Origin of the sequence: Citrobacter meridianamericanus (assembly GCF_041320245.1) — a bacterium.
Classification (GTDB): Bacteria; Pseudomonadota; Gammaproteobacteria; order Enterobacterales; family Enterobacteriaceae; genus Citrobacter; species Citrobacter meridianamericanus.
In genome coordinates this window covers 1,264,665-1,288,872 of record NZ_CP101036.1, presented here as the reverse complement: position 1 = coordinate 1,288,872, position 24,208 = coordinate 1,264,665, and the positions used below count along the sequence as shown (strand labels likewise).

27 protein-coding genes are annotated in these 24,208 nt (G+C 52.5%); 22 read left to right on the top strand and 5 right to left on the bottom strand.

Translation table 11 applies throughout. The features are described 5' to 3' along the window. Positions 1-144 precede the first annotated feature (144 nt). The 6 genes from glaH to csiR all read left to right on the top strand — a co-directional run bounded on the left by glaH (position 145) and on the right by csiR (position 7,460). Positions 145-1,122 carry a glutarate dioxygenase GlaH gene (gene glaH / locus NMD08_RS06220; RefSeq protein ID WP_151218162.1) on the top strand — a complete coding sequence of 326 codons (978 nt, stop codon included), beginning with the start codon at positions 145-147 and terminating at the stop codon, positions 1,120-1,122. Positions 1,123-1,141: 19 nt separating this feature from the next. After that, positions 1,142-2,410, top strand: a complete 1,269-nt coding sequence (gene lhgO, locus NMD08_RS06215; protein WP_370619770.1) for an L-2-hydroxyglutarate oxidase — start codon at positions 1,142-1,144, stop codon at positions 2,408-2,410. A 23-nt stretch (positions 2,411-2,433) separates the two neighbouring features. After that, the gene (gene gabD / locus NMD08_RS06210) at positions 2,434-3,882 is read left to right on the top strand and encodes an NADP-dependent succinate-semialdehyde dehydrogenase (protein WP_370619768.1); all 1,449 of its coding nucleotides are present in this window, start codon (positions 2,434-2,436) and stop codon (positions 3,880-3,882) included. Between the two features lie 25 nt (positions 3,883-3,907). Beyond that, positions 3,908-5,191 carry a 4-aminobutyrate--2-oxoglutarate transaminase gene (gabT, locus tag NMD08_RS06205; protein ID WP_151218164.1) on the top strand — a complete coding sequence of 428 codons (1,284 nt, stop codon included), beginning with the start codon at positions 3,908-3,910 and terminating at the stop codon, positions 5,189-5,191. Between the two features lie 136 nt (positions 5,192-5,327). After that, entirely contained in the window at positions 5,328-6,728 is a 1,401-nt protein-coding gene (gabP, locus tag NMD08_RS06200) for a GABA permease (protein WP_187253086.1), read from the top strand. A 45-nt stretch (positions 6,729-6,773) separates the two neighbouring features. Beyond that, the gene (csiR, locus tag NMD08_RS06195; RefSeq protein ID WP_151218165.1) at positions 6,774-7,460 is read left to right on the top strand and encodes a DNA-binding transcriptional regulator CsiR; all 687 of its coding nucleotides are present in this window, start codon (positions 6,774-6,776) and stop codon (positions 7,458-7,460) included. A 12-nt stretch (positions 7,461-7,472) separates the two neighbouring features. Here the strand turns inward: csiR and lysM are convergent, their stop codons facing one another. Beyond that, positions 7,473-7,922, bottom strand: a complete 450-nt coding sequence (gene lysM, locus NMD08_RS06190) for a peptidoglycan-binding protein LysM (protein WP_137376263.1) — start codon at positions 7,920-7,922, stop codon at positions 7,473-7,475. A gap of 95 nt (positions 7,923-8,017) precedes the next feature. Beyond that, complete coding sequence (locus tag NMD08_RS06185; protein WP_003037242.1) at positions 8,018-8,176, bottom strand: YqaE/Pmp3 family membrane protein; 159 nt, start codon at positions 8,174-8,176, stop codon at positions 8,018-8,020. Between the two features lie 184 nt (positions 8,177-8,360). Between NMD08_RS06185 and NMD08_RS06180 the strand changes: the two genes are divergently transcribed. The 3 genes from NMD08_RS06180 to NMD08_RS06170 all read left to right on the top strand — a co-directional run bounded on the left by NMD08_RS06180 (position 8,361) and on the right by NMD08_RS06170 (position 9,457). Then, positions 8,361-8,660, top strand: a complete 300-nt coding sequence (locus NMD08_RS06180; protein ID WP_137346398.1) for a helix-turn-helix transcriptional regulator — start codon at positions 8,361-8,363, stop codon at positions 8,658-8,660. A gap of 9 nt (positions 8,661-8,669) precedes the next feature. Then, entirely contained in the window at positions 8,670-9,197 is a 528-nt protein-coding gene (locus NMD08_RS06175) for a rhodanese family protein (RefSeq protein WP_151218166.1), read from the top strand. Positions 9,198-9,277: 80 nt separating this feature from the next. Beyond that, entirely contained in the window at positions 9,278-9,457 is a 180-nt protein-coding gene (locus NMD08_RS06170; RefSeq protein ID WP_151218167.1) for a hypothetical protein, read from the top strand. Positions 9,458-9,493: 36 nt separating this feature from the next. Here NMD08_RS06170 and stpA read toward each other — a convergent pair whose 3' ends face one another. Continuing rightward, positions 9,494-9,895 carry a DNA-binding protein StpA gene (gene stpA, locus NMD08_RS06165; RefSeq protein WP_187253087.1) on the bottom strand — a complete coding sequence of 134 codons (402 nt, stop codon included), beginning with the start codon at positions 9,893-9,895 and terminating at the stop codon, positions 9,494-9,496. Between the two features lie 555 nt (positions 9,896-10,450). Between stpA and alaE the strand changes: the two genes are divergently transcribed. Next, a complete protein-coding gene (alaE, locus tag NMD08_RS06160) occupies positions 10,451-10,900 on the top strand; it encodes an L-alanine exporter AlaE (RefSeq protein WP_151218168.1) in 450 nt (149 codons plus the stop codon). Between the two features lie 36 nt (positions 10,901-10,936). Here alaE and NMD08_RS06155 read toward each other — a convergent pair whose 3' ends face one another. Together NMD08_RS06155 and NMD08_RS06150 are read right to left on the bottom strand one after the other, a co-directional pair. Next, entirely contained in the window at positions 10,937-11,287 is a 351-nt protein-coding gene (locus NMD08_RS06155; RefSeq protein ID WP_061068432.1) for a DUF2002 family protein, read from the bottom strand. A gap of 122 nt (positions 11,288-11,409) precedes the next feature. After that, the gene (locus NMD08_RS06150; protein WP_278238484.1) at positions 11,410-12,744 is read right to left on the bottom strand and encodes a PLP-dependent aminotransferase family protein; all 1,335 of its coding nucleotides are present in this window, start codon (positions 12,742-12,744) and stop codon (positions 11,410-11,412) included. Between the two features lie 90 nt (positions 12,745-12,834). Here NMD08_RS06150 and NMD08_RS06145 point away from each other — a divergent pair, with 90 nt between their 5' ends. From NMD08_RS06145 to emrR, 12 genes are all read left to right on the top strand, one after another. Continuing rightward, on the top strand, positions 12,835-13,266 hold the full coding sequence (locus NMD08_RS06145) for a carboxymuconolactone decarboxylase family protein (RefSeq protein ID WP_151218169.1): 432 nt from the start codon (positions 12,835-12,837) through the stop codon (positions 13,264-13,266). Between the two features lie 204 nt (positions 13,267-13,470). Then, on the top strand, positions 13,471-13,716 hold the full coding sequence (gene nrdH, locus NMD08_RS06140; RefSeq protein WP_151218170.1) for a glutaredoxin-like protein NrdH: 246 nt from the start codon (positions 13,471-13,473) through the stop codon (positions 13,714-13,716). Continuing rightward, positions 13,713-14,123, top strand: a complete 411-nt coding sequence (nrdI, locus tag NMD08_RS06135) for a class Ib ribonucleoside-diphosphate reductase assembly flavoprotein NrdI (protein WP_370619766.1) — start codon at positions 13,713-13,715, stop codon at positions 14,121-14,123. The genes nrdH and nrdI overlap by 4 nt, the downstream gene beginning before the upstream one ends. Further along, positions 14,096-16,240 (top strand): class 1b ribonucleoside-diphosphate reductase subunit alpha, encoded by a 2,145-nt coding sequence (nrdE, locus tag NMD08_RS06130; RefSeq protein ID WP_187258896.1) that lies wholly within the window; start codon positions 14,096-14,098, stop codon positions 16,238-16,240. The genes nrdI and nrdE overlap by 28 nt, the downstream gene beginning before the upstream one ends. A 10-nt stretch (positions 16,241-16,250) precedes the next feature. Next, on the top strand, positions 16,251-17,210 hold the full coding sequence (gene nrdF, locus NMD08_RS06125) for a class 1b ribonucleoside-diphosphate reductase subunit beta (RefSeq protein WP_151218172.1): 960 nt from the start codon (positions 16,251-16,253) through the stop codon (positions 17,208-17,210). 354 nt (positions 17,211-17,564) lie between these two features. Then, positions 17,565-18,767, top strand: coding sequence for a glycine betaine/L-proline ABC transporter ATP-binding protein ProV (gene proV, locus NMD08_RS06120; RefSeq protein ID WP_151218173.1), 1,203 nt, complete (start codon positions 17,565-17,567; stop codon positions 18,765-18,767). Further along, the gene (proW, locus tag NMD08_RS06115; RefSeq protein ID WP_252838671.1) at positions 18,760-19,824 is read left to right on the top strand and encodes a glycine betaine/L-proline ABC transporter permease ProW; all 1,065 of its coding nucleotides are present in this window, start codon (positions 18,760-18,762) and stop codon (positions 19,822-19,824) included. Before proV ends, proW begins: the two co-directional genes overlap by 8 nt. A gap of 189 nt (positions 19,825-20,013) precedes the next feature. Beyond that, complete coding sequence (gene proX / locus NMD08_RS06110) at positions 20,014-21,009, top strand: glycine betaine/L-proline ABC transporter substrate-binding protein ProX (protein WP_370619763.1); 996 nt, start codon at positions 20,014-20,016, stop codon at positions 21,007-21,009. A gap of 149 nt (positions 21,010-21,158) precedes the next feature. Then, the gene (locus NMD08_RS06105; RefSeq protein ID WP_187253094.1) at positions 21,159-22,343 is read left to right on the top strand and encodes an MFS transporter; all 1,185 of its coding nucleotides are present in this window, start codon (positions 21,159-21,161) and stop codon (positions 22,341-22,343) included. 122 nt (positions 22,344-22,465) lie between these two features. Next, a complete protein-coding gene (locus NMD08_RS06100; RefSeq protein ID WP_151218177.1) occupies positions 22,466-23,203 on the top strand; it encodes an AzlC family ABC transporter permease in 738 nt (245 codons plus the stop codon). Continuing rightward, the gene (gene ygaH / locus NMD08_RS06095) at positions 23,193-23,528 is read left to right on the top strand and encodes an L-valine transporter subunit YgaH (RefSeq protein WP_151218178.1); all 336 of its coding nucleotides are present in this window, start codon (positions 23,193-23,195) and stop codon (positions 23,526-23,528) included. The genes NMD08_RS06100 and ygaH overlap by 11 nt, the downstream gene beginning before the upstream one ends. Positions 23,529-23,618: 90 nt before the next feature. Beyond that, complete coding sequence (emrR, locus tag NMD08_RS06090) at positions 23,619-24,149, top strand: multidrug efflux transporter EmrAB transcriptional repressor EmrR (protein WP_003037300.1); 531 nt, start codon at positions 23,619-23,621, stop codon at positions 24,147-24,149. The last annotated feature ends 59 nt before the right edge of the window (positions 24,150-24,208 follow it).

The following is a 24,208-nucleotide window of genomic DNA, read 5'->3' as shown; positions in this document are numbered from 1 at the left end:
AAATAATTGTTGCTTTTGATCACAAATAATAAACAAAGAAGCTCATTCTGTGCGCGTTTTTCAAAAATGTAGATATTTTTAATTTATGGCTACGAAATGAGCTGCGCCATATCTCCCTGACAATCTACTGAGAGGAACGATTTGATGAACGCACTGACTGCCGTAAAACCTAACGCAGAAGATCCAGCCCAGCACTACAGCGGTTTCACGTTGAAACCATCAGCCCAGTCCCCACGCCTGCTCGAGCTGACTTTTTCCGCTGAGACCACTGAGCAATTTCTGCAAGCCGTGGCGCAGTGGCCGGTACAGGCACTGGAATACAAATCCTTCCTGCGATTCAAAGTCGGCAAAATCCTTGATGACCTTTGCGGCAATCAGTTGCAACCTCTGCTGCTGAAAACGTTGCTCGATCGTGCCGAAGGCGCACTGCTGATCAATGCCGTTGGCGTGGATGATGTGGCGCAGGCAGAAGAGATGGTCAAGCTGGCGACGGCGGTTGCGCATCTTATTGGACGCTCCAATTTTGATGCGATGAGTGGGCAATACTATGCACGTTTTGTAGTGAAAAATGTCGATAACTCAGACAGCTATCTGCGTCAGCCGCACCGTGTTATGGAGCTACATAACGACGGAACCTACCTCGAAGAGGTAACAGACTATGTACTGATGATGAAGATTGACGAGCAGAACATGACCGGCGGTAACTCGCTGCTGCTGCACCTCGACGACTGGGAACATCTGGAGCAGTACTTTACCCATCCGCTGGCACGCCGCCCCATGCGCTTTGCCGCGCCGCCAAGCAAAAACGTGAGCCAGGAAGTGTTCCATCCGGTGTTTGACGTTGACCAGCAGGGTCGTCCGGTAATGCGTTACATCGACCAGTTCGTCCAGCCAAAAGACTATGAAGAAGGCGTCTGGCTGAGCGACCTGTCCGACGCGCTGGAAACCAGCAAAAGCATTATTTCCGTACCGGTTTCAGTCGGTAAATTCCTGCTGATCAACAACCTGTTCTGGCTACACGGTCGCGATCGTTTCACCTCGCATCCTGACCTGCGCCGCGAACTGATGCGCCAGCGTGGTTATTTCGCTTACGCGACCAACCACTACCAGACCCATCAGTAAGCGCGAAGGAAAAAAGCGGATGTATGATTTTGTGATTATTGGCGGCGGTATTATCGGCATGTCGACCGCCATGCAACTGATTGATGTCTATCCGGACGCCAGAATCGCGCTGCTGGAAAAAGAGTCCGGCCCGGCCTGTCACCAGACGGGCCATAACAGCGGTGTGATCCACGCCGGGGTCTATTACACGCCTGGCAGCCTGAAGGCGCAGTTTTGCCTGGCCGGAAATCGCGCCACCAAAGCCTTTTGTGATCAAAACAGCATCCGCTACGACGTCTGCGGAAAAATGCTGGTTGCCACCTCCTCTCTGGAAATGGAGCGCATGCGTGCGCTATGGGATCGCACCGCCGCTAACGGCCTTGAGCGTGAATGGTTGAATGCACAAGAGCTTCGCGAGCGTGAACCGAATATCACCGGTCTGGGCGGTATTTTCGTCCCGTCGAGCGGGATCGTCAGCTACCGTGAAGTGACCGCCGCGATGGCGAAGATTTTCCAGGCCAAGGGCGGTGAGATTGTTTACAACGCCGAGGTCAGCGCGCTGAAAGAGCATGCCGCGGGGGTGATCGTCCATACGCGTCAGGGTCAGGAGTATGAAGGTGCGACGCTAATTAGCTGCTCCGGGCTGATGGCGGATCGACTGGTGAAAATGCTCGGTGTCGAACCCGGCTTTATCATCTGTCCGTTCCGTGGCGAATACTTTCGTCTGGCATCAGAACATAACCAGATAGTTAATCATCTGATTTACCCGATCCCCGATCCGGCGATGCCGTTTCTCGGCGTGCATCTGACCCGGATGATCGACGGCAGCGTCACGGTCGGCCCCAACGCGGTGCTGGCGTTTAAACGCGAAGGCTACCGTAAGCGCGACTTCTCACTGAGCGATACGCTGGAGATCTTCGGCTCTTCCGGTATTCGCCGCGTGCTGCAAAACAACCTGCGATCCGGGCTTGGCGAAATGAAGAATTCGTTGTGCAAAAGCGGTTATCTGCGACTGGTGCAAAAGTACTGCCCGAGCCTGACGCAACACGATCTGCAGCCCTGGCCTGCGGGCGTGCGGGCACAGGCGGTATCACCTGACGGCAAACTGATCGATGATTTTCTATTTGTGACCACGCCACGCTCAATTCATACCTGTAATGCCCCTTCTCCTGCGGCAACGTCAGCAATCCCTATCGGCGCGCATATTGTCAGTAAAGTTCATGCGCTGCTTGAGAACCAGAGTAATCCCGGACGCACGCTGCGTGCGGCACGTAGCGTGGAGACATTACACGCCGCATTCACCCGCTAAAACGATGAAGACAGGAAGCAATTATGCAACTTAACGATCCAACCTTATTTCGCCAGCAGGCACTGATCGACGGCAACTGGCGTGACGCCAACAGCGGCGAGACCCTCGCGGTGACCAACCCCGCCAACGGTCAGCAATTGGGTAGCGTACCGAAAATGGGGGCGGATGAAACCCGCGAAGCGATTAACGCCGCCAACCGCGCGCTGCCCGCCTGGCGTGCGCTGACCGCCAAAGAGCGGGCCAACATTCTGCGCCGCTGGTTCAATCTGATGATTGAGCATCAAGCCGATCTCGCCCGTCTGATGACCCTGGAACAGGGAAAACCACTGGCGGAGGCCAAAGGCGAAATTACCTACGCCGCCTCCTTTATTGAGTGGTTTGCCGAAGAGGGCAAACGCATTTATGGCGATACGATACCTGGCCATCAGGCTGACAAACGCCTGATCGTCATCAAACAGCCGATCGGCGTTACCGCCGCGATTACGCCGTGGAACTTCCCGGCGGCGATGATCACCCGCAAAGCAGGTCCGGCGCTGGCGGCAGGTTGCACCATGGTGCTCAAACCCGCCAGCCAGACGCCATTCTCCGCACTGGCGCTGGCAGAGCTTGCTAATCGCGCCGGGATCCCGGCAGGCGTTTTCAGCGTGGTGACCGGTTCAGCCAGCGCAGTCGGTAACGAGCTGACCGGCAACCCGCTGGTGCGCAAGCTGTCATTTACCGGTTCAACTGAAATTGGCCGTCAGTTAATGCAACAGTGCGCCAAAGACATCAAAAAAGTGTCGCTGGAACTGGGCGGCAATGCACCGTTTATCGTCTTTGACGATGCCGATCTCGACAAAGCCGTGGAAGGCGCGCTGGCCTCGAAATTCCGTAACGCCGGGCAGACCTGCGTCTGCGCCAACCGTCTGTACGTGCAGGACGGTGTGTATGAGCGTTTTGCCGAAAAACTTCAGCAGGCTGTGAGCAAACTGCACCTCGGCGATGGTCTGCAACCTGACGTCACCACCGGACCGCTGATCGACGAAAAAGCGGTCGCCAAGGTGCAGGAGCACATCGCCGATGCCCTGGATAAAGGCGCGCGCATTATCGCGGGCGGTAAACCTCACTCGCTCGGCGGGAACTTCTTCCAGCCCACCATTCTGGTGGATGTGCCTGACAACGCAAAGGTAGCCAAAGAAGAGACGTTTGGCCCACTGGCGCCGCTGTTTCGCTTTAAAGACGAAGCAGATGTCATCGCTCAGGCCAACGACACCGAGTTTGGTCTGGCAGCCTATTTCTACGCCCGTGATTTGAGCCGCGTTTTCAGGGTTGGCGAAGCGCTGGAATACGGCATCGTCGGCATTAACACCGGCATCATCTCCAACGAAGTCGCTCCATTTGGAGGAATCAAAGCCTCCGGTCTTGGCCGTGAAGGTTCAAAATACGGCATCGAAGACTACTTAGAAATCAAATACATGTGCATCGGCCTTTAATAAAACAAATACTGGAGAACACCTGATGAGCACCAACAAAGAACTCATGCAACGTCGCAGCAACGCCGTTCCCCGTGGCGTAGGACAGATCCACCCTATTTTCGCCGAGCGAGCAGAAAACTGTCGGGTCTGGGACGTTGAAGGCCGCGAATTCCTCGATTTTGCCGGTGGTATCGCAGTGCTAAACACCGGCCACCTGCACCCGCAGATTGTCTCTGCGGTAGAAGCGCAGTTGAAAAAACTGTCCCATACCTGTTTCCAGGTGCTGGCCTATGAGCCTTACCTGGAGCTGTGCGAAATCATGAACAAGAAAGTGCCGGGCGATTTTGCCAAGAAAACTCTGCTGGTAACGACTGGTTCTGAAGCGGTGGAAAACGCGGTAAAAATCGCCCGCGCCGCCACCAAACGCACCGGCACAATCGCCTTTAGCGGCGCTTACCACGGTCGTACCCATTACACTTTGTCTCTGACCGGGAAAGTAAACCCGTACTCTGCCGGAATGGGGCTGATGCCTGGCCATGTGTATCGCGCGCTTTACCCGTGCCCGCTGCATGGCATCAGTGACGACGATGCTATCGCCAGCATTCATCGCATCTTCAAAAATGATGCCGCACCGGAAGACGTTGCCGCCATCGTGATTGAACCTGTTCAGGGCGAGGGAGGTTTTTACGCCGCCTCACCGGCCTTTATGCAACGGCTGCGCGCCATTTGTGATGAGCACGGCATCATGCTGATTGCTGACGAAGTCCAGAGTGGCGCGGGCCGTACCGGTACACTGTTTGCCATGGAGCAGATGGGCGTTGCGCCCGATCTCACCACCTTCGCAAAATCCATCGCCGGAGGTTTCCCGCTGGCGGGCGTGACCGGACGCGCCGACGTCATGGACGCTATTCCACCGGGCGGGCTGGGCGGTACTTATGCTGGTAATCCGATTGCCTGTGCCGCCGCGCTGGCGGTACTGAACATTTTCGAGCAGGAAAATCTGCTGCAAAAAGCCAACGAGTTGGGGCAAACCCTGCGTGAAGGTCTGCTGGCTATTGCGGAAACCCACCGCGAGATTGGGGACGTTCGCGGGCTGGGGGCGATGATTGCTATCGAACTGTTCGAAGATGGCGACCATGCAAAACCAGACGCCAAACTGACCGCCGAAATTGTCGCGCGTGCGCGTGATAAAGGACTGATCCTGCTCTCCTGCGGGCCTTACTACAACGTCCTGCGCATCCTTGTCCCGCTGACCATTGAAGATGCGCAAATCCACCAGGGGCTGGACATCATCGCTCAATGTTTTGCCGAGGCGAAGCAAGGTTAACACCCCTGCATCCGAGCCGGATGGCGATGCAAATGCGCCTTATCCGGCAAACAAATCAATAACAATAATACGCGTGCCCCGGCGCGGGAATGCCGGGGTGCTCTCCCAAGTGCAATACTTTCGAGAGGTTTAAACGATGGGGCAAGTGTCACAATCACATGATTTAGGGGGCGGGCTGAAATCACGCCACGTTACCATGCTGTCTATTGCCGGAGTTATCGGCGCAAGTTTATTTGTCGGTTCAAGCGTGGCGATAGCAGAAGCCGGTCCCGCAGTGCTATTAGCGTACCTGTTCGCTGGGTTACTGGTGGTGATGATTATGCGTATGCTGGCCGAAATGGCCGTCGCCACCCCGGATACCGGATCGTTTTCTACCTATGCCGATAAGGCCATCGGCCCGTGGGCAGGTTATACCATCGGTTGGTTGTACTGGTGGTTCTGGGTGTTGGTGATCCCACTGGAAGCGAATATTGCCGCCATTATTCTTCACTCCTGGGTCCCGGGCATCCCTATCTGGCTGTTTTCTCTGGTTATCACGCTGGCATTAACCGGCAGTAATTTGCTGAGCGTCAAAAATTATGGTGAGTTCGAGTTCTGGCTGGCGCTGTGCAAAGTGATTGCCATTCTGGCGTTTATAACCCTCGGTGCGGTGGCGATTAGCGGTTTCTACCCTTATGCCGAAGTCAGTGGGGTTTCGCGCCTGTGGGATCATGGCGGCTTCATGCCCAACGGTTTCGGCGCTGTGCTCAGCGCGATGCTGATCACCATGTTCTCCTTTATGGGCGCGGAAATTGTCACTATCGCCGCCGCCGAATCCGATACCCCGGATAAACACATCGTCCGCGCCACCAACTCGGTTATCTGGCGTATCTCCATCTTCTATCTGTGCTCTATTTTCGTGGTAGTGGCGCTGATCCCATGGAACATGCCGGGACTGAAAGAAGTGGGCTCTTATCGTTCGGTGCTGGAGTTACTGCATATCCCACATGCGAAGCTGATCATGGACTGCGTCATTTTGTTGTCGGTGACTAGTTGTCTGAACTCCGCACTGTATACCTCATCACGCATGCTCTACTCCCTGAGTCGTCGCGGCGATGCACCCGCTTTTATGGGCAAAACAAACCGCAGTAAAACGCCTTATGTTGCAGTGTTACTGTCGACAGGTGCCGCCTTTCTCACTGTGGTCGTCAACTATTATGCCCCGGCCAAAGTATTCAAATTCCTGATCGACAGCTCCGGCGCCATCGCACTGTTGGTGTATCTGGTGATTGCGATTTCCCAACTGCGGATGCGTAAAATCCTGCTGGCGCGAGGTGGTGAAATCAAACTGAAAATGTGGCTTTATCCGTGGCTAACCTGGCTGGTGATCGCGTTTATTATCTTTGTGCTGGTGGTAATGCTGTTTCGCCCGGCACAACAGCTGGAAGTTATCTCTACCGGGTTGTTAGCCATAGGAATTATTTGTACCGTGCCCATTATGTCGCGCTGGAAAAAACTGCTATCGTGGCAAAAAGCACCATTGCAAAATACGCATTAAACCTGTTCCCGGCTCAGGCCGGGAAATCCGTTCAGGAGTGAAACCATGACCGCCATTCACCAACCGACGGCCATTGATGGATACCGCTGGCTGAAGAACGACATCATCCGCGGTGTGTATCAGCCTGATGAAAAACTGCGTATGAGCCTGCTGACCTCGCGTTATGATCTTGGCGTGGGACCGCTACGCGAAGCGCTTTCGCAACTGGTTGCCGAGCGGCTGGTCACGGTGGTCAATCAGAAAGGATATCGTGTCGCCCCAATGTCCGAGCAGGAGTTGCTCGATATTTTCGATGCCCGCGCCAATATGGAGGCCATGCTGGTCGCGCTGGCGATTGAACGCGGCGACGATGCCTGGGAAGCTGAAATTCTGGCGCGGGCGCATATGCTCGCTAAGCTTGAAGCGATTGACGCCAGTGAACAGATGCTCGACGAGTGGGATCAGCGCCATCAGGCGTTTCACTCAGCGATTGTCTCCGGCTGCGGTTCACAATATTTGCTGCAAATGCGCGAACGACTGTTCGATTTGGCGGCGCGCTACCGGTTTATCTGGCTGCGAAAAACGGTGCTGTCGGTTGAGATGTTGGAAGATAAACACGATCAGCACCAAACGCTGATCGAAGCAATTCTGGCACGCGATGCCCCGCGAGCCAGCGAATTAATGCGTCAGCACCTGCTGACGCCGATTCCGATTATTCAACAGGCGATGTCCGGCAAATTGCTGACGCAATAAACCTGAACATTATTATTGTTGCGGAATACGTAAAACCTGCCCGGGATAAATTTTATCCGGGCTTTTCAGCATCGGTTTATTTGCTTCAAATATTTGATTATACAGATTAGCGTTGCCGTAAACCTGTTTGGCAATAGCGCTCAGGGTATCCCCCGATTTCACGGTATAAAACTGGCTTTCACTCGCGGGCGCAGAGGTTTTAACCTGGTCGTCGACACTGGCAATACCAGAGATATTACCAATCGCTATCAGGATTTTTTCTTTCGCCTCCTGACTTAATCCATCGCCAGAAACGGTGGCTTTGCCTTCGTTAATTTGGACGTCCACTTTATCCGCATCTGGAATACCGGTTTTATTCAGGTGTTCCTGCACTTTTTTTGCCAGATCGGCTGTGTCATGATTTCCAGTGACCGCATCCCACAGTTTCTCACCCGCATCTTTTACAAAATTGAAGAGACCCATATCCACCTCGATAATAAACAATCAACCTGAAAAGTGTAGCAGAGGAGAAAGGAGCACAACGAAAACGGCGCCAAAGCGCCGTTGTAGAAGGGGAATTAGTTACGCGTCTGTATCCAGAAGGCGTGGATCAGACCTGGGATGTAGCCCAGCAGCGTCAGAACGATATTGAGAATAAAAGCCCAACCGAATCCTTTACCCAGCAGCACGCCGAGCGGAGGCAAAATAATAGTAAAAACGATTCTCCAGAAACCCATACATACTCCCTACAAGCAAAAAATTAACCATTGTTTAAAAAGAGATTTTATCTCTAAGACTAATCAGTGTAGCTAACTCCTCCCGTCTCGCCCTGTTGTTTTACCCTCTTTTACGCTTTTGACGCTGGCGTAGGTTGATTTTTTATTTTAGAATTTACTTAATTTAGATTATGCTTAAATACATATGACAGAACTTGAACAACTCCAGGCCAGCGCGGAACAGGCTGCCGCTCTGCTCAAAGCGATGAGTAACCCGAAGCGGTTGCTGATTTTGTGCATGCTCTGCGGTTCGCCCGGTACCAGCGCGGGCGAGTTAGCCCGTATTACCGGCCTCAGTCCCTCCGCCACTTCGCAGCACCTGGCACGTATGCGAGAAGAAGGCCTGATAGACAGCCAACGCGATGCCCAGCGCATCCTGTACTCCATCAAAAATGCGGCCGTGAATTCGCTGATCGCCACATTAAAGACACTTTATTGCCCATAAGGAGCCATCATGACTATTGGGACGATTTCCCCACGCGAAGCGCAGACGCTGGTCGCACAAGGCGCAAAACTGATTGATATCCGCGATGCTGACGAGTATCTGCACGAACATATCCCTGAGGCGCATCTGGCCCCGTTATCGACGCTCGAGCATGGGGCGTTGCCTGCGAATCTCCGCGCCGAAAAGATTATCTTTCACTGTCAGTCTGGCAAACGTACACAAAACGCGGCGACAAAACTGAGTGCTCTTGCCGCTCCTGCGCAGGTCTGGTTGTTGGAGGGCGGAATTGACGGCTGGAAATCTGCAGGTTTGCCGGTGGCAAAAGACAGTTCACAACCGTTACCGCTGATGCGTCAGGTGCAGATAGCCGCAGGTAGCCTTGCCCTGTTCGGCGTCATACTGGGTTACGCCGTCAATAGCGCCTTCTTCCTGCTGAGCGGTTTTGTCGGCGCGGGGCTGATACTCGCTGGTGTGACCGGCTTTTGCGGCATGGCACGATTACTGGACATCATGCCCTGGAACCGACGTACTCATTAAGCGGTAAACCTTGAAACAGCGCTGTACCCGCCGATTGACGTGATCTATGGTGAGTTCTGCGATAAATAAAGGAGTGCACTATGTTTCAACCTGGCGATCTGGTTCAACCGCGCATGGGCGGCCCCAAACTGAAAGTTGTCGAAGTCAATGACGATCAAATTGTGGCGGTACAAGCCAGTAATGAAAGCGGTGAGAAATTCACGCTGAAAGCGGCTGATGTGACGCGATATACCGAAGAAGGTGATTTCGGCGTTTGCTGAAAATAAGCGGTGAGGACACCCTCACCGCATTCATAATTAGATCAAAAAGTCATCAAGCGATTTACCGGCAGCCAGCGCCTCGGCAATTGGCTTCGGTGTGCGACCTTGTCCAGTCCATGTTTTTGTTTCACCATTGAGATCGGTAAAACGATATTTCGCCGGGCGCGGCTGACGTTTTTTAACTGAACGTGCCGTCACAGACGTTATGCTCAGCAGCTCTTCCGGATTGATCCCGTCTGCCTGCATCAGCGCCAGCAAGGTATTAATTTTTTCCTGCTGTTCTGCACGTTGGCGCTGTAGCTGTTCTTCTTCATCGCGCCGTTCTTTGGTCACAACTCTGAATTTTTCAAGCATATCTTCCAGCACTTCAACAGAAAATTCTCGAGCCATTGCTCGCAGCGAGCGGATATTATTTAAGTTTTTTAACATTGAACTCATATTAACAAAACCTCTTTAACGTAAAACATAAAAATGGTATTACGCTAAATATTGTATGCAACTACCTATTATATTTCCAGTCTAATTTATTCGTATGTTATAAAACAAAAAGCCAACACAGGTATTTATGGCATCAATTTTTATATTATCTATATAATATTTCCGTTCCTCTGATAGCCACGATAAATATACCTTCAAGGTATCTCGATGCGTCACTTGATAACCAGGCCACACTATCGCGCAGAATCGACGAGTAGATATATTGAACATTGGTCAACATTCAGAAAAGGAGCGCAAAAAATTCATAAAAACAAATAACCATAACCAGTTGATCTAAAACATTTTTTCTTAACCCAGCAACGAAAACACCAAAACGAACAAAAAACACACCATTACAGAGCATTTTATCGACAAAAAGGTAATAAATAAAAATTTTAAGCTAGTTGATAGTTATTATCCAGCCAGATATCCTATTCAAACGCGAATGCAGCAAGACAAATCACTAGCAGAAAGGTATTCAAAACCTTTTTTTCTCTTTTTACAAGGAGCATTAACATGTTCTCTCCGCAGTCACGCTTGCGTCATGCAGTAGCAGACACGTTCGCGATGGTTGTTTATTGTTCTGTCGTGAACATGTTGATCGAAATATTCCTTTCAGGAATGAGCTTCGAACAGTCCCTGTACTCCAGACTCGTTGCTATCCCCATTAACATACTGATCGCGTGGCCATACGGCATGTACCGCGATTTATTTATGCGCGCGGCACGCAAAACCACGCAGGCTGGGTGGGGGAAAAATCTGGCGGACGTGCTGGCTTATGTCACCTTCCAGTCGCCAGTGTATGTGATTATTCTGTTGACGGTTGGCGCAGACTGGCACCAGATTACGGCTGCAGTCAGTTCGAATATCGTGGTATCAATGCTGATGGGCGCGGTCTATGGCTACTTTCTTGATTATTGTCGCCGCCTGTTTAAGGTCAGCAGCTATCACCAGGCTAAAGCCTGACAGGTCTCTTCGCGACTGGCCCTGCCAGTCGCATTATTAGTTTGAGCTAACGTCGCCAAACAACCCACTCAGATAACGCTCCAACGCAATTCGCGAGCTAAAGCCGTGCGGAATACCATAGTGTTCGTGTGTCTCACCGGCTAAATACAGTGGAAATTGTTGGTAATGATCGCAGGTTTTAATATCCGTCGCAGGTTCTGCCAGCGAAGAGCTTCGCTCTTTTAGCGTGGGATGGATAATTAATGCGGTACGTCCCATGCGTGCTTCACGGTTAACGTACACATAATTTTCGCCACGACGATAGCCATACGTTTTCTGAGTCACTACATCAACGGTAAAGCCCACTTTTTCAAGTACGCGCGCCACCTCATCAGGTCGTAAATACATATTATTTTCCTCGTTATCTTTTACTGCGGGCTTACCTTACCTGATTCAGCATTAGCAACGCTTTCAGAAAAGTCCATAAACGAGTGACCAGGGTGGGACGAATATCGTAAGAACCCTACAGATTATGTCAGTGCCAGCCGCAGTTGATTTGCCGCCTGTTGCGCCATTACAACCGAGCTGATGTTGGTAAACGACAGCAAGATCCCCCCCTTTCCAGCCGAAGTTATTCGCCAACGGCTCAACGCCTGAACCGCAAGCCCGGCCTGATTCGCTTTGCGCACTAACGCAACATCATCTCCCTCTACGGTCATCACCAGTTGGATCCCCCCTTCCTGAGGAATGACGCTGAATCCTTGTTCAGTCAGGGCGTTCTCCATCCACTGACGCCGCTCGGTATAATGCTGGCGCATGCGTTTTAAGTGCCGCCAGAAATGACCATCTTGCATAAAATCCGCCAGCGTTTGCTGCCATAAAACCGGAACGCTACAGGCCGTTAGCGCCGCCTGCTGACGAAAACGTTCGACCTGAGTCAGAGGGACCACCAACCATGCCGTGCGCAACGCCGGAAACATCGATTTACTGAACGTGCCGGCATAAATCACTCGCTGGGGCGCATCCAGACTTTTAAGTGGCGGTAACGGCTTACCGTGGTAGCGAAATTCACTGTCGTAATCATCTTCAATAATCCACGCCTGTTCGCGAGCCGCCCACTCCAGCAACCGATGGCGACGGTCTAATGACAGGGCCACACCCAGCGGGCTTTGGTGTGCGGGTGTGAGCATGGCAAAACGCGCCTGTGGAAAGTCGCGGATCCCAGCGCAGACATCCAGACCATCGCTATCCACCGCCACCGGCATCAGCTCAATCTGTTCCTGAGCCACCACGGGCCGAATCAGCGGAAAGCCGGGATCTTCGACCCACATTCCCTCACCAGGTTGAGACAGAGCGCGCAGAATTAACGTTACTGATGCCGCATAGCCTGACGTAATAAAAATCTGCTCCGGCTGGCACTCAATGCTGCGTGAAACGCGCAGATAATCCACAATCGCCTGACGTAACGCGCGTTCGCCGCAAACATCGCCCACCGCGAGATCAAAACGCGTTTGGGTGCGTAAACGCCGACCCATCACTCGCGCCCAGACGTCACGTGGGAAGAGATCGAGTGCGGGTAATCCCATCTGAAAAGCTTGCGGTCTGGGGTTTTCTCCGGCGAAGATCGCGGGAGACGCAGGTGCCTTTTCCAGGCGCAATTGCTCACTGACAAATGTTCCTGCCTGTCCTCGCCGCGCGAGCCAGCCCTGAGCCACCAGCTCGGCATAGGCATGTTCCACCGTCGAACGCGAAACCCCCAGTTCCTGGGACCACGTCCGGCTGGAGGGCAATCTTGTGCCTGGTTTGAGTTCACCTGTCTCAATGGCATTTTTTAACTGGCGGGCGATTTGTTGATAGCGCGGCATTTATGGTCTGCTTTTTTTGCAACAATATGGCTCTCTGTAGTAGTCCATTATAGTGCTACATTGCGGGTTATCCAAACGAGGAGAAATACCATGACCATGTTACGCCAGCCCTATTATGAACTCAGTCCTGAAATCTATAACGCTCTGGTTCAGGCAAGCAAAGCGCTGGAGAACTGCGCGCTGGAACCTACGCTGACGGAACTGATTTACCTGCGGGTCTCGCAAATCAACGGCTGCGCCTTTTGTCTGGAAATGCACAGTAAAGCGCTGCGCAAAGCAGGCGTTGCGCAGGCTAAACTGGACGCGCTGGCAGGCTGGCGGGTGAGTCACCACTTCAGCGAGCAGGAACGTGCGGCGCTGGCGTGGGCCGAATCCGTCACCGATATCGCCAGCACCCATGCCGGAGATGATGTTTATCTGCCGCTGCTCGACCATTTTAGCGCGAAAGAAATTAGCGACCTGACGTTTGCCATTAGCCTGATGAACTGCTTTAACCGCCTGGCTGTGGGAATGCGCATGTGATTTATCGGTTGCCGGATAGCTCTGTCCGGCAACAATCTTCTTCCCCGCCACACTCCTCACTCATGCCCTAATCAACCTAAAATTCCCATATCTTGTATGGTTGAATATTTTTAAAACTACATCTAGTATCATCTGTATCAAGATGCACACAACCTGACGCTGTCTGTCGCGTCATTCTTTCACCCTTCAATGGAAATACGAATCATGCTCATTGTTATTTACACTCGCAATAACTGTGTTCAGTGCCACGCCACCAAGAAAGCGATGGAAAGCCGTGGCCTCGACTTTGAGATGGTGAACGTCGATTTACAGCCCGACCAGGCTGATAGCTTGCGCGCTCAAGGCTTTCGCCAGCTACCGGTCGTGGTCGCAGGGGAAACCAGTTGGTCAGGATTTCGCCCGGATATGATCAACCGTCTGCGTCCTGAACCTCAAGTGGTCAGCGCATGAGTCAACTCGTCTACTTTTCCAGCAGCTCCGAAAATACGCACCGCTTTATGCAGCGTCTGGGGATGCCTGCCATTCGCATCCCGCTTAATGAACGCGGGCGGATCCGGGTAGACGAACCTTACATTTTAATCGTGCCGTCCTATGGTGGTGGCGGCACGGCTGGCGCTGTTCCGAGACAGGTGATCCGCTTTTTAAACGATACGCACAACCGGGCGTTAATCCGTGGCGTGATCGCCTCCGGCAACCGCAATTTCGGTGATGCCTACGGTCGCGCGGGTGATGTCATTTCACAAAAATGCGGCGTGCCGTGGCTTTATCGTTTTGAGCTAATGGGCACCCAAAGCGATATCAACAACGTTCGAAAAGGAGTGAGCGAATTTTGGCAACGACAACCGCAGAACGTGTAATGCAGCAGACGCTGGATTATCACGCCCTGAACGCCATGCTGAATCTGTACGATAAAGCCGGGCGCATTCAGTTCGACAAAGACCATCAGGCGGTGGAGGCTTTCTTTGCCGCCCACGTCCGCCCCAATTCGGTGGCGTTTGCCAGCCAGCAGGCGCGTCTCGAAACGTTGGTGGATGAAGGCTACTACGATGCCAGCGTGTTAAGCCGCTACAATCGCGCGTTTGTGCTGAAGCTATTTGACCACGCCCACGCCAGTGGATTCCGTTTTCAGACATTCCTCGGCGCATGGAAGTTCTACACCAGCTATACGCTGAAAACGTTCGACGGTAAGCGCTATCTGGAAGACTTTGAGGATCGGGTGACGATGGTGGCGCTCACTCTGGCGCAGGGCGATGAAGCGCTTGCGACGCAACTGACCGATGAAATGCTCTCCGGGCGCTTTCAGCCCGCCACGCCAACCTTTTTAAACTGCGGTAAACAGCAACGCGGCGAGCTGGTCTCCTGTTTCCTGTTACGTATTGAAGACAACATGGAGTCAATCGGACGCGCGGTCAACTCGGCGCTGCAGCTCTCCAAACGCGGCGGCGGCGTGGCTTTTTTGCTCTCTAACCTGCGCGAGGCGGGTGCGCCCATTAAACGCATTGAGAACCAGTCCTCCGGGGTGATCCCGGTCATGAAAATGCTGGAAGATGCGTTTTCTTATGCAAATCAGCTCGGTGCGCGTCAGGGCGCGGGCGCGGTGTACCTGCACGCGCACCATCCGGATATTTTGCGTTTTCTAGATACTAAACGTGAAAACGCCGACGAAAAAATCCGTATCAAAACGCTCTCGCTTGGCGTGGTAATCCCCGACATCACCTTCCGGTTGGCGAAAGAAAATGCCCGGATGGCGCTGTTTTCACCGTATGACGTGGAACGCATTTACGGCAAACCGTTCGGTGATATCGCCGTGAGTGAACGGTATGACGAACTGGTCGCCGACGAACGCGTACGCAAAAAATACATTAACGCCCGCGATTTCTTCCAGCGGCTGGCAGAGATCCAGTTCGAGTCAGGCTACCCATACATCATGTTTGAAGACACGGTGAATCGTGCCAATCCAATTGCCGGTCGGATCAATATGAGCAATCTGTGCTCAGAGATTTTGCAGGTTAACAGCGCCTCCACCTACGATGAAAACCTCAATTACGCGCATACAGGGCATGATATCTCCTGCAATCTCGGCTCGTTGAACATTGCCCATACCATGGATTCACCCGACTTTGGCCGCACCGTGGAGACAGCTGTTCGCGGCTTAACCGCCGTTTCGGACATGAGCCATATTCGCAGCGTACCCTCGATTGAAGCAGGAAACAGCGCGTCGCACGCGATTGGCCTTGGGCAGATGAACCTGCACGGGTATCTGGCGCGGGAAGGGATTGCCTATGGTTCGCCGGAAGGACTGGATTTCACCAATCTCTATTTCTACACCATCACCTGGCATGCATTGAATACATCGATGAAGCTCGCCCGCGAGCGCGGTAAAACCTTTGCCGGATTCCAGCAGTCCCGCTACGCCAGCGGCGAGTATTTTAGCCAGTATCTGCAGGGCGACTGGCAGCCAAAAACCGACAAGGTCCGCACACTGTTTGCCGCCAGCGGCATTACGCTACCGACGCGCGAGATGTGGGCGCAACTGCGTGAAGATGTGATGCGCTACGGTATTTATAACCAGAATTTACAGGCGGTTCCGCCCACTGGTTCTATCTCCTACATCAACCATGCCACGTCAAGCATTCATCCGATTGTGTCGAAAGTGGAGATTCGTAAAGAGGGCAAAACCGGGCGCGTTTACTACCCTGCCCCGTTCATGACCAATGAAAATCTGGCCTTGTATCAGGATGCCTGGGAGATTGGTCCGCAAAAAATCATCGATACCTACGCTGAGGCAACGCGCCATGTCGATCAGGGGCTTTCACTGACGCTCTTTTTCCCCGATACCGCCACTACGCGCGATATCAACAAAGCGCAGATTTACGCCTGGCGTAAGGGCATCAAATCGCTGTACTACATCCGACTACGTCAGTTGGCGCTGGAAGGGACCGAAATAGAAGGCTGCGTGTCATGCGCGCTGTAAGGAGAACAAAATGACATTATCCCGCGTTAGCGCCATCAACTGGAACAAGATTGAGGATAATAAAGATCTCGAAGTCTGGAATCGCCTGACCAGTAACTTCTGGCTACCGGAAAAAGTTCCGCTTTCCAATGATATCCCGGCCTGGCAAACGTTGAACGCTGCTGAACAGCAACTGACGATCCGCGTTTTTACCGGGCTGACGCTGCTCGACACCATTCAGAATATTGCCGGCGCGCCAGCATTAATGGCAGATTCATTAACACCGCATGAAGAGGCGGTGCTGTCGAATATCAGTTTTATGGAAGCGGTGCACGCCCGTTCCTACAGCTCTATTTTTTCCACCCTGTGCCAGACCAAAGATGTGGATGCGGCTTACGCCTGGAGTGAAGAAAGTCCCCCACTCCAGCGCAAAGCACAGATCGTTTTGGCACATTACGCCAGCGACGAACCGCTGAAGAAGAAAATTGCCAGCGTGTTTCTGGAATCTTTCCTGTTCTATTCCGGTTTCTGGTTGCCGATGTATTTTTCCAGCCGCGGCAAATTGACCAATACTGCCGATCTTATTCGTCTGATCATTCGTGATGAAGCCGTTCATGGGTATTACATTGGTTATAAATTTCAAAAAGGTCTGGAACATATTTCCGAATCCGCACGTGAGGAGTTAAAGAATTTTGCCTTCGACCTGTTGATGGAATTGTATGATAACGAAGCGCGCTATACGGAAGAATTGTATGCAAAGACCGGTTGGGTAGATGACGTCAAAGCCTTCCTTTGTTACAACGCCAATAAGGCATTAATGAATTTGGGATATGAGGCATTATTCCCGCCAGAAATGGCGGAGGTCAATCCGGCAATCCTTGCCGCACTATCGCCTAACGCTGACGAAAACCACGATTTCTTCTCGGGTTCTGGCTCATCTTACGTGATGGGAAAAGCGGTCGAAACTGAAGACGACGACTGGAATTTCTAGCACTCATTTTCGCGGGAAATTCCGTACAATTTTCGCGGAAATATTTTAACAGGATCACACTTTTATCGCGCAAATATAATTGTGTGATCTACACTCAATACCAGCCGCATTATTCGCCTGCATTTCATCAATTCAGGCGTTTTTCCCTTGCCATTTACAAAAAATATCAAGCAACTCACATTCGCGTTCAGCCCTTATATCATGGGAAATCCCGCCACCTGGCCTTCGGCAATATTCGTGCCACAGCCAAATTCAGGGTTGTCTCAGATTCTCAGTATGTTAGGGTAGAAAAAGGTCACTATTTCCATCAGGTAATATATCGATATAAACAAATAACAGGAATCATTCTATTGCATGGCAATTAAATTAGAAGTTAAAAATCTCTATAAGATATTTGGAGAGCATCCGCAGAGAGCCTTCAAATATATTGAAAAAGGACTTTCAAAAGAGCAGATTCTGGATAAAACAGGGCTATCGCTTGGCGTTAAGAACGCCAGTCTGGCCATTGAAGAAGGCGAGATATTTGTCATCATGGGATTATCTGGTTCGGGTAAATCCACAATGGTACGCCTTCTCAATCGCCTGATTGAACCCACCCGCGGACAGGTATTGATTGACGGTGTAGACATCGCCCGGATATCCGATGCCGAGCTTCGCGAGGTGCGCAGAAAAAAGATTGCGATGGTCTTCCAGTCCTTTGCCCTGATGCCGCACATGACGGTTCTGGACAATACGGCATTCGGTATGGAATTAGCCGGTGTTGGCGCCGATGAACGTCGTGAAAAAGCCTTAGATGCGCTACGTCAGGTTGGTCTGGAGAATTACGCTCACGGATACCCGGATGAACTCTCCGGAGGGATGCGCCAGCGTGTGGGACTTGCCCGTGCGTTAGCCATTAATCCTGACATCTTATTAATGGATGAGGCTTTCTCAGCACTCGATCCTTTAATTCGTACAGAGATGCAGGATGAACTAGTAAAACTGCAGTCGAAGCATCAACGTACCGTGGTCTTTATTTCGCACGACCTCGACGAAGCCATGCGTATTGGCGACAGAATTGCCATTATGCAAAACGGTGAAGTGGTGCAGGTCGGTACGCCAGATGAAATTCTGAATAATCCGGCCAATGATTATGTCCGCACCTTCTTCCGTGGCGTTGATATTAGCCAGGTCTTCAGTGCGAAAGATATATCGCGCCGTAGCCCCGAGGGTTTAATTCGAAAAACGCCCGGGGTGGGCCCACGTTCTGCGCTGCAATTATTGCAGGACAAAGATCGCGAATATGGTTATGTGATCGAGCGAGGCAACAAATTCGTCGGTGTTGTCTCTATCGACTCATTAAAAACAGCGTTAAGTCAGGCGCAAGGTATTGAAGCGGCATTGATCGATGAGCCGCTAGCCGTCGATGCACAAACTCCTCTCAGCGAGTTGCTTTCTCATGTCGGCCAGGCCCCGTGCGCGGTGCCGGTTGTTGATGAGGAACAGCAGTATGTGGGCGTCATTTCAAAACGCATGCTGTTACAGGCTTTAGATCGTGAGGGGGTAAACAATGGCTGATCAAACTAATCCGTGGGATACCACACCAGCGACTGACAGCGCCGCACAAACTGCCGATGCCTGGAGTACGCCATCCGGTGCGCCCGCTGACGGCAGTGGCGCGGACTGGCTGACCAGCGCCCCCGCGCCGGCGCCAGAGCATTTCAATATTATGGATCCGTTCCATAAAACGCTGATCCCGCTCGATAGCTGGGTCACTGAGGGGATCGACTGGGTTGTTACTCATTTCCGTCCGGTCTTCCAGGGCATTCGTGTCCCGGTGGATTACATTCTCAACGGCTTTCAACAGCTGCTGTTAGGTATGCCAGCCCCGGCGGCGATTATCCTGTTCGCCTTGATTGCCTGGCAGATTTCCGGCGTTGGAATGGGCATTGCTACGCTGATTTCATTGATTGCAATCGGTGCCATCGGCGCGTGGTCGCAGGCCATGATAACCCTGGCACTGGTGCTGACTGCGCTGCTGTTCTGCGTGGTGATCGGTCTGCCGATGGGGATCTGGTTAGCACGTAGCCCTCGGGCGGCAAAAATTGTTCGCCCGCTGCTGGATGCGATGCAAACCACACCTGCGTTCGTCTATCTGGTGCCGATTGTCATGCTGTTCGGTATTGGTAACGTCCCGGGCGTGGTGGTGACGATTATCTTCGCCCTGCCGCCAATTGTGCGTCTGACCATTCTGGGGATTAACCAGGTGCCAGCCGATCTGATTGAAGCCTCACGCTCGTTTGGTGCCAGCCCGCGCCAGATGCTGTTTAAAGTGCAGCTCCCGCTGGCAATGCCCACCATTATGGCCGGGGTTAACCAGACGCTGATGCTGGCGCTCTCAATGGTCGTCATCGCATCGATGATTGCCGTCGGCGGACTGGGTCAGATGGTTCTGCGCGGCATCGGTCGTCTGGATATGGGGCTTGCCACCGTTGGCGGAGTTGGGATTGTGATCCTCGCCATCATTCTCGACCGCCTGACGCAGGCCGTCGGTCGCGACTCGCGTAGCCGTGGTAACCGCCGCTGGTACACCACAGGTCCCGTTGGGCTTATCACTCGCCCTTTCACGAAGTAATTCACCCGTTGCCCGGTAGCGCATGGCTTACCGGGCCTACAATTCATTAACTTGCGCAAAATCGTTCAAGTTGCATCGCGGCGGCAAACGAATGTATCCCCGGGAGCGTACAAGTAGTACATGACTGGGGTGCATGAGTGCAGCCAACAAAGAGGCGGCTTGGAGGATGAAGTGCAATAAGGAACAACGATGCGACAGAAAATCATTATTGCCACAGCGTTTGCCACCCTTGTCTCCACCAGCGCTTTCGCTTCTGACCTGCCGGGCAAAGGCATCACCGTACAGCCAATCCAGAGCACTATCTCTGAAGAATCTTTCCAGACGCAGCTGGTCGCCCGCGCGCTGGAGAAGCTGGGTTATACCGTTAACAAAACCAGCGAAGTTGACTACAACGTCGGCTATACCTCCATTGCCTCTAGCGATGCAACGTTTACCGCTGTGAACTGGCAGCCGCTGCATGATGATATGTACGCCGCGGCGGGCGGAGATAAAAAGTTTTATCGCGAGGGGGTATTCGTTACGGGGGCGGCACAGGGTTACCTGATCGATAAAAAAACCGCTGAGCAGTACAAAATCACCAACATCGCCCAGTTAAAAGATCCGAAGATCGCCAAAATCTTTGACACCAACGGCGACGGAAAAGCAGACATGATGGGCTGCTCACCGGGCTGGGGCTGTGAAGCGGTTATTAACCACCAGAACAAAGCCTTCGATCTGGAAAAAACCGTCGAGGTCAGTCACGGGAACTATGCGGCGATGATGGCCGACACCATTACGCGTTTTAAAGAAGGCAAACCCATTCTTTACTACACCTGGACACCTTACTGGGTAAGCGACGTGATGAAACCGGGTAAAGATGTGGTCTGGCTGCAGGTGCCGTTCTCTTCCCTGCCAGGCGAACAGAAAGGCATTGATACCAAACTGCCAAACGGTGCCAACTACGGCTTCCCGGTGAACACGATGCATATCGTCGCCAATAAAGCCTGGGCGGAGAAAAACCCGGCCGCCGCGAAACTGTTCGCTATCATGAAGCTGCCGCTGGCAGATATTAACGCGCAGAACGCGATGATGCATGATGGGAAAGCCTCGGAAGCTGACGTACAGGGTCACGTTGACGGCTGGATCAAAGCCCACCAGCAACAGTTCGACGGCTGGGTGAATGAAGCGCTGGCTGCGCAGAAATAACATCGCCTGAGTGCCGGATACGCTAAGGCATATCCGGCCTGCTTCCCTCTATCTCCTCTAAACCGCACAATCCATCACCCAACAAATCAGCAACATTTAATCACTTCCGTTATGATTGTTTTCTGCAATCCATTATTCAGTTGAAAACCATGACGAAAACCACTCAGGGACTTAGCCCTTCGCTAATCCTGTTAATGTCTATCGCCACCGGCCTTGCCGTCGCCAGTAACTATTATGCACAGCCGCTGCTCGACACCATTGCGCGTAACTTTTCGCTATCTGCCAGTACTGCAGGGTTTATCGTCACCGCAGCCCAACTTGGCTATGCCGCCGGCCTGCTGTTTTTAGTACCGCTTGGCGATATGTTTGAGCGTCGAATGCTGATCGTTTCTATGACACTGTTAGCGGCAGGCGGCATGCTGATTACCGCCAGCAGCCAGTCGTTGGCCATGCTGATCCTCGGCACCGCTCTGACCGGGTTGTTCTCCGTCGTGGCACAAATTTTGGTTCCGCTGGCGGCAACGCTTGCGACGCCGGACAAGCGCGGTAAGGTTGTCGGCACAATTATGAGCGGCTTGCTGTTGGGCATTCTGCTGGCGCGCACCGTAGCGGGATTACTGGCTAATCTTGGCGGCTGGCGTACCGTATTTTGGGTCGCATCGGTATTAATGGCGCTGATGGCGATTGCGCTCTGGCGCGGCCTGCCAAAGATGAAATCAGAGACTCATCTTAACTATCCACAGCTGTTAGGCTCCGTATTCAGTCTGTTTACCCATGATAAATTGCTGCGTACCCGCGCGATGCTGGGCTGCCTGACCTTTGCTAATTTCAGTATTCTCTGGACCTCAATGGCGTTTTTGCTCGCCGCACCGCCGTTTAACTATTCCGAAGGCACCATCGGACTGTTTGGCCTGGCTGGCGCTGCCGGAGCGTTAGGTGCGCGTCCGGCGGGTGGTTTTGCCGATAAGGGAAAATCGCATCTCACCACCACTGCAGGTTTGTTATTACTGCTGCTCTCCTGGTGGGCCATCTGGTTGGGGCATAGTTCCGTACCCATGCTGATTATCGGCATCCTGGTACTGGATCTCACCGTTCAGGGTGTACATATCACCAACCAGACGGTTATCTATCGCATTCACCCAGACGCACGTAATCGCCTGACCGCCGGATACATGACCAGCTATTTTATCGGCGGGGCGGCCGGTTCGCTGATTTCAGCTTCTGCCTGGCAGCACGCCGGGTGGGCTGGCGTTTGTCTGGCCGGTATGACCGTTGCCATACTCAACCTGTTAGTCTGGTGGCGAGGTTTTCACCGCCAGGAAGCCGTAAATTAAGCGTATAGCGCATGTTTACCGTTGATTGGGCTCCGCAGGGTGTTAAGGAGCCCATCAGTCTGCTAAGGTTATAACTCATTGAACCAAGTTATATTAATTTCGGTAATGAAGCCTATAGCCCTATGGAAAGCCCTGTTCCCCAACCTGAACCCAGTTCTGCAACGCTAACTGAAGGTTTCAAAGATAGCCTGCCGATAGTCATCAGCTATATTCCAGTCGCTTTTGCTTTTGGTCTTAGTGCCACTCGTCTTGGCTTTAGTCCCGTTGAAAGCGTCTTTTTCTCCTGCATTATCTATGCTGGAGCCAGCCAGTTTGTCATCACCACGATGCTCGCCGCTGGCAGTTCACTGTGGGTCGCGGCCCTTACTGTTATGGCGATGGACGTCCGTCATATTTTGTATGGCCCTTCCCTGCGCAGCCGCATCGCTCAGCGACTGAGCAAGCCCAAAAGCGCACTATGGGCTTTTGGCCTCACCGATGAAGTCTTTGCTGCCGCAACGGCGAAGCTGGTACGGGATAACCGGCGCTGGAGTGAAAACTGGATGATCGGTATTGCGCTATGCTCCTGGGCCTCCTGGGTGTTTGGTACGGTGATCGGCGCGTTTTCCGGCAGCGGTTTACTCAAGGATTACCCGGCGGTTGAGGCGGCGTTAGGCTTCATGCTCCCGGCACTGTTCATGAGCTTCCTGCTCGCCTCTTTCCAGCGTCAACAGGCGCTCTGCGTAACTGCTGCACTGGCCGGGGCGTTAGCTGGCGTTACGCTGTTTTCCATTCCAGCAGCTATCCTTTCAGGCATTGTCTGCGGATGTCTGACCGCACTCATCCAGTCATTTTGGCAGGGAGGTCCTGATGAGCTATGAGGTTCTGCTGCTTGGCCTGCTGGTCGGCTGTGTTAACTACTGTTTCCGCTATTTGCCGCTTCGTCTTGGCGTGGGGAATGTTCGCCCGGCGAAGCGTGGCGCGATGGGGATATTACTCGACACCATTGGCATTGCATCAATTTGCGCCCTGCTGGTGGTGTCTACCGCACCGGAAGTGATGCACGACACTCGTCGGTTTGTGCCTACACTGGTGGGGTTTGTCATACTGGGCGCAAGCTTCTATAAGACCCGCAGCATCATCATTCCAACGTTACTGAGTGCTCTGGGCTATGGATTAGCCTGGAAAATGCTGGTTGGATTATAGATAAAAAAAATCATTTTAAATAAATAATACATTTACTTTATTTGTCACTGTCGTTACTATATCGGCTGAAATTAATGAGGTTATACCCAAATGGATAGTTCGTTTACGCCCATTGAACAAATGCTAAAATTTCGCGCCAGCCGCTACGAAGAGTTCCCTTATCAGGAAGTGCTTCTGACCCGTCTCTGCATGCACATGCAAGGCAAGCTGCTGGAAAACCGCAATAAGATGCTGAAAGCTCAAGGGATTAACGAGACATTGTTTATGGCGTTAATTACGCTGGAGTCTCAGGAAAACCACAGTATTCAGCCTTCTGAACTGAGTTGCGCGCTTGGATCGTCACGTACTAACGCCACCCGCATCGCGGATGAGTTAGAAAAACGTGGCTGGATCGAACGTCGTGAAAGCGATAACGATCGCCGCTGTCTGCATCTGCAATTGACCGAGAAAGGCCATGCATTTTTGCAGGAGGTGTTACCGCCTCAGCATAACTGCCTGCACCAGCTCTGGTCATCTCTTAGCACCACCGAAAAAGATCAGCTTGAGCAAATTACCCGTAAACTTCTGACCCGTCTTGATCAGATGGAGCAGGATGGCGCGGTGTTAGAAGCGCTGCGCTAAGGCGTCGACTCGCTCAGAAATCCAGATTTATAAATGAAAAAACCGACAGGCCAGCACGC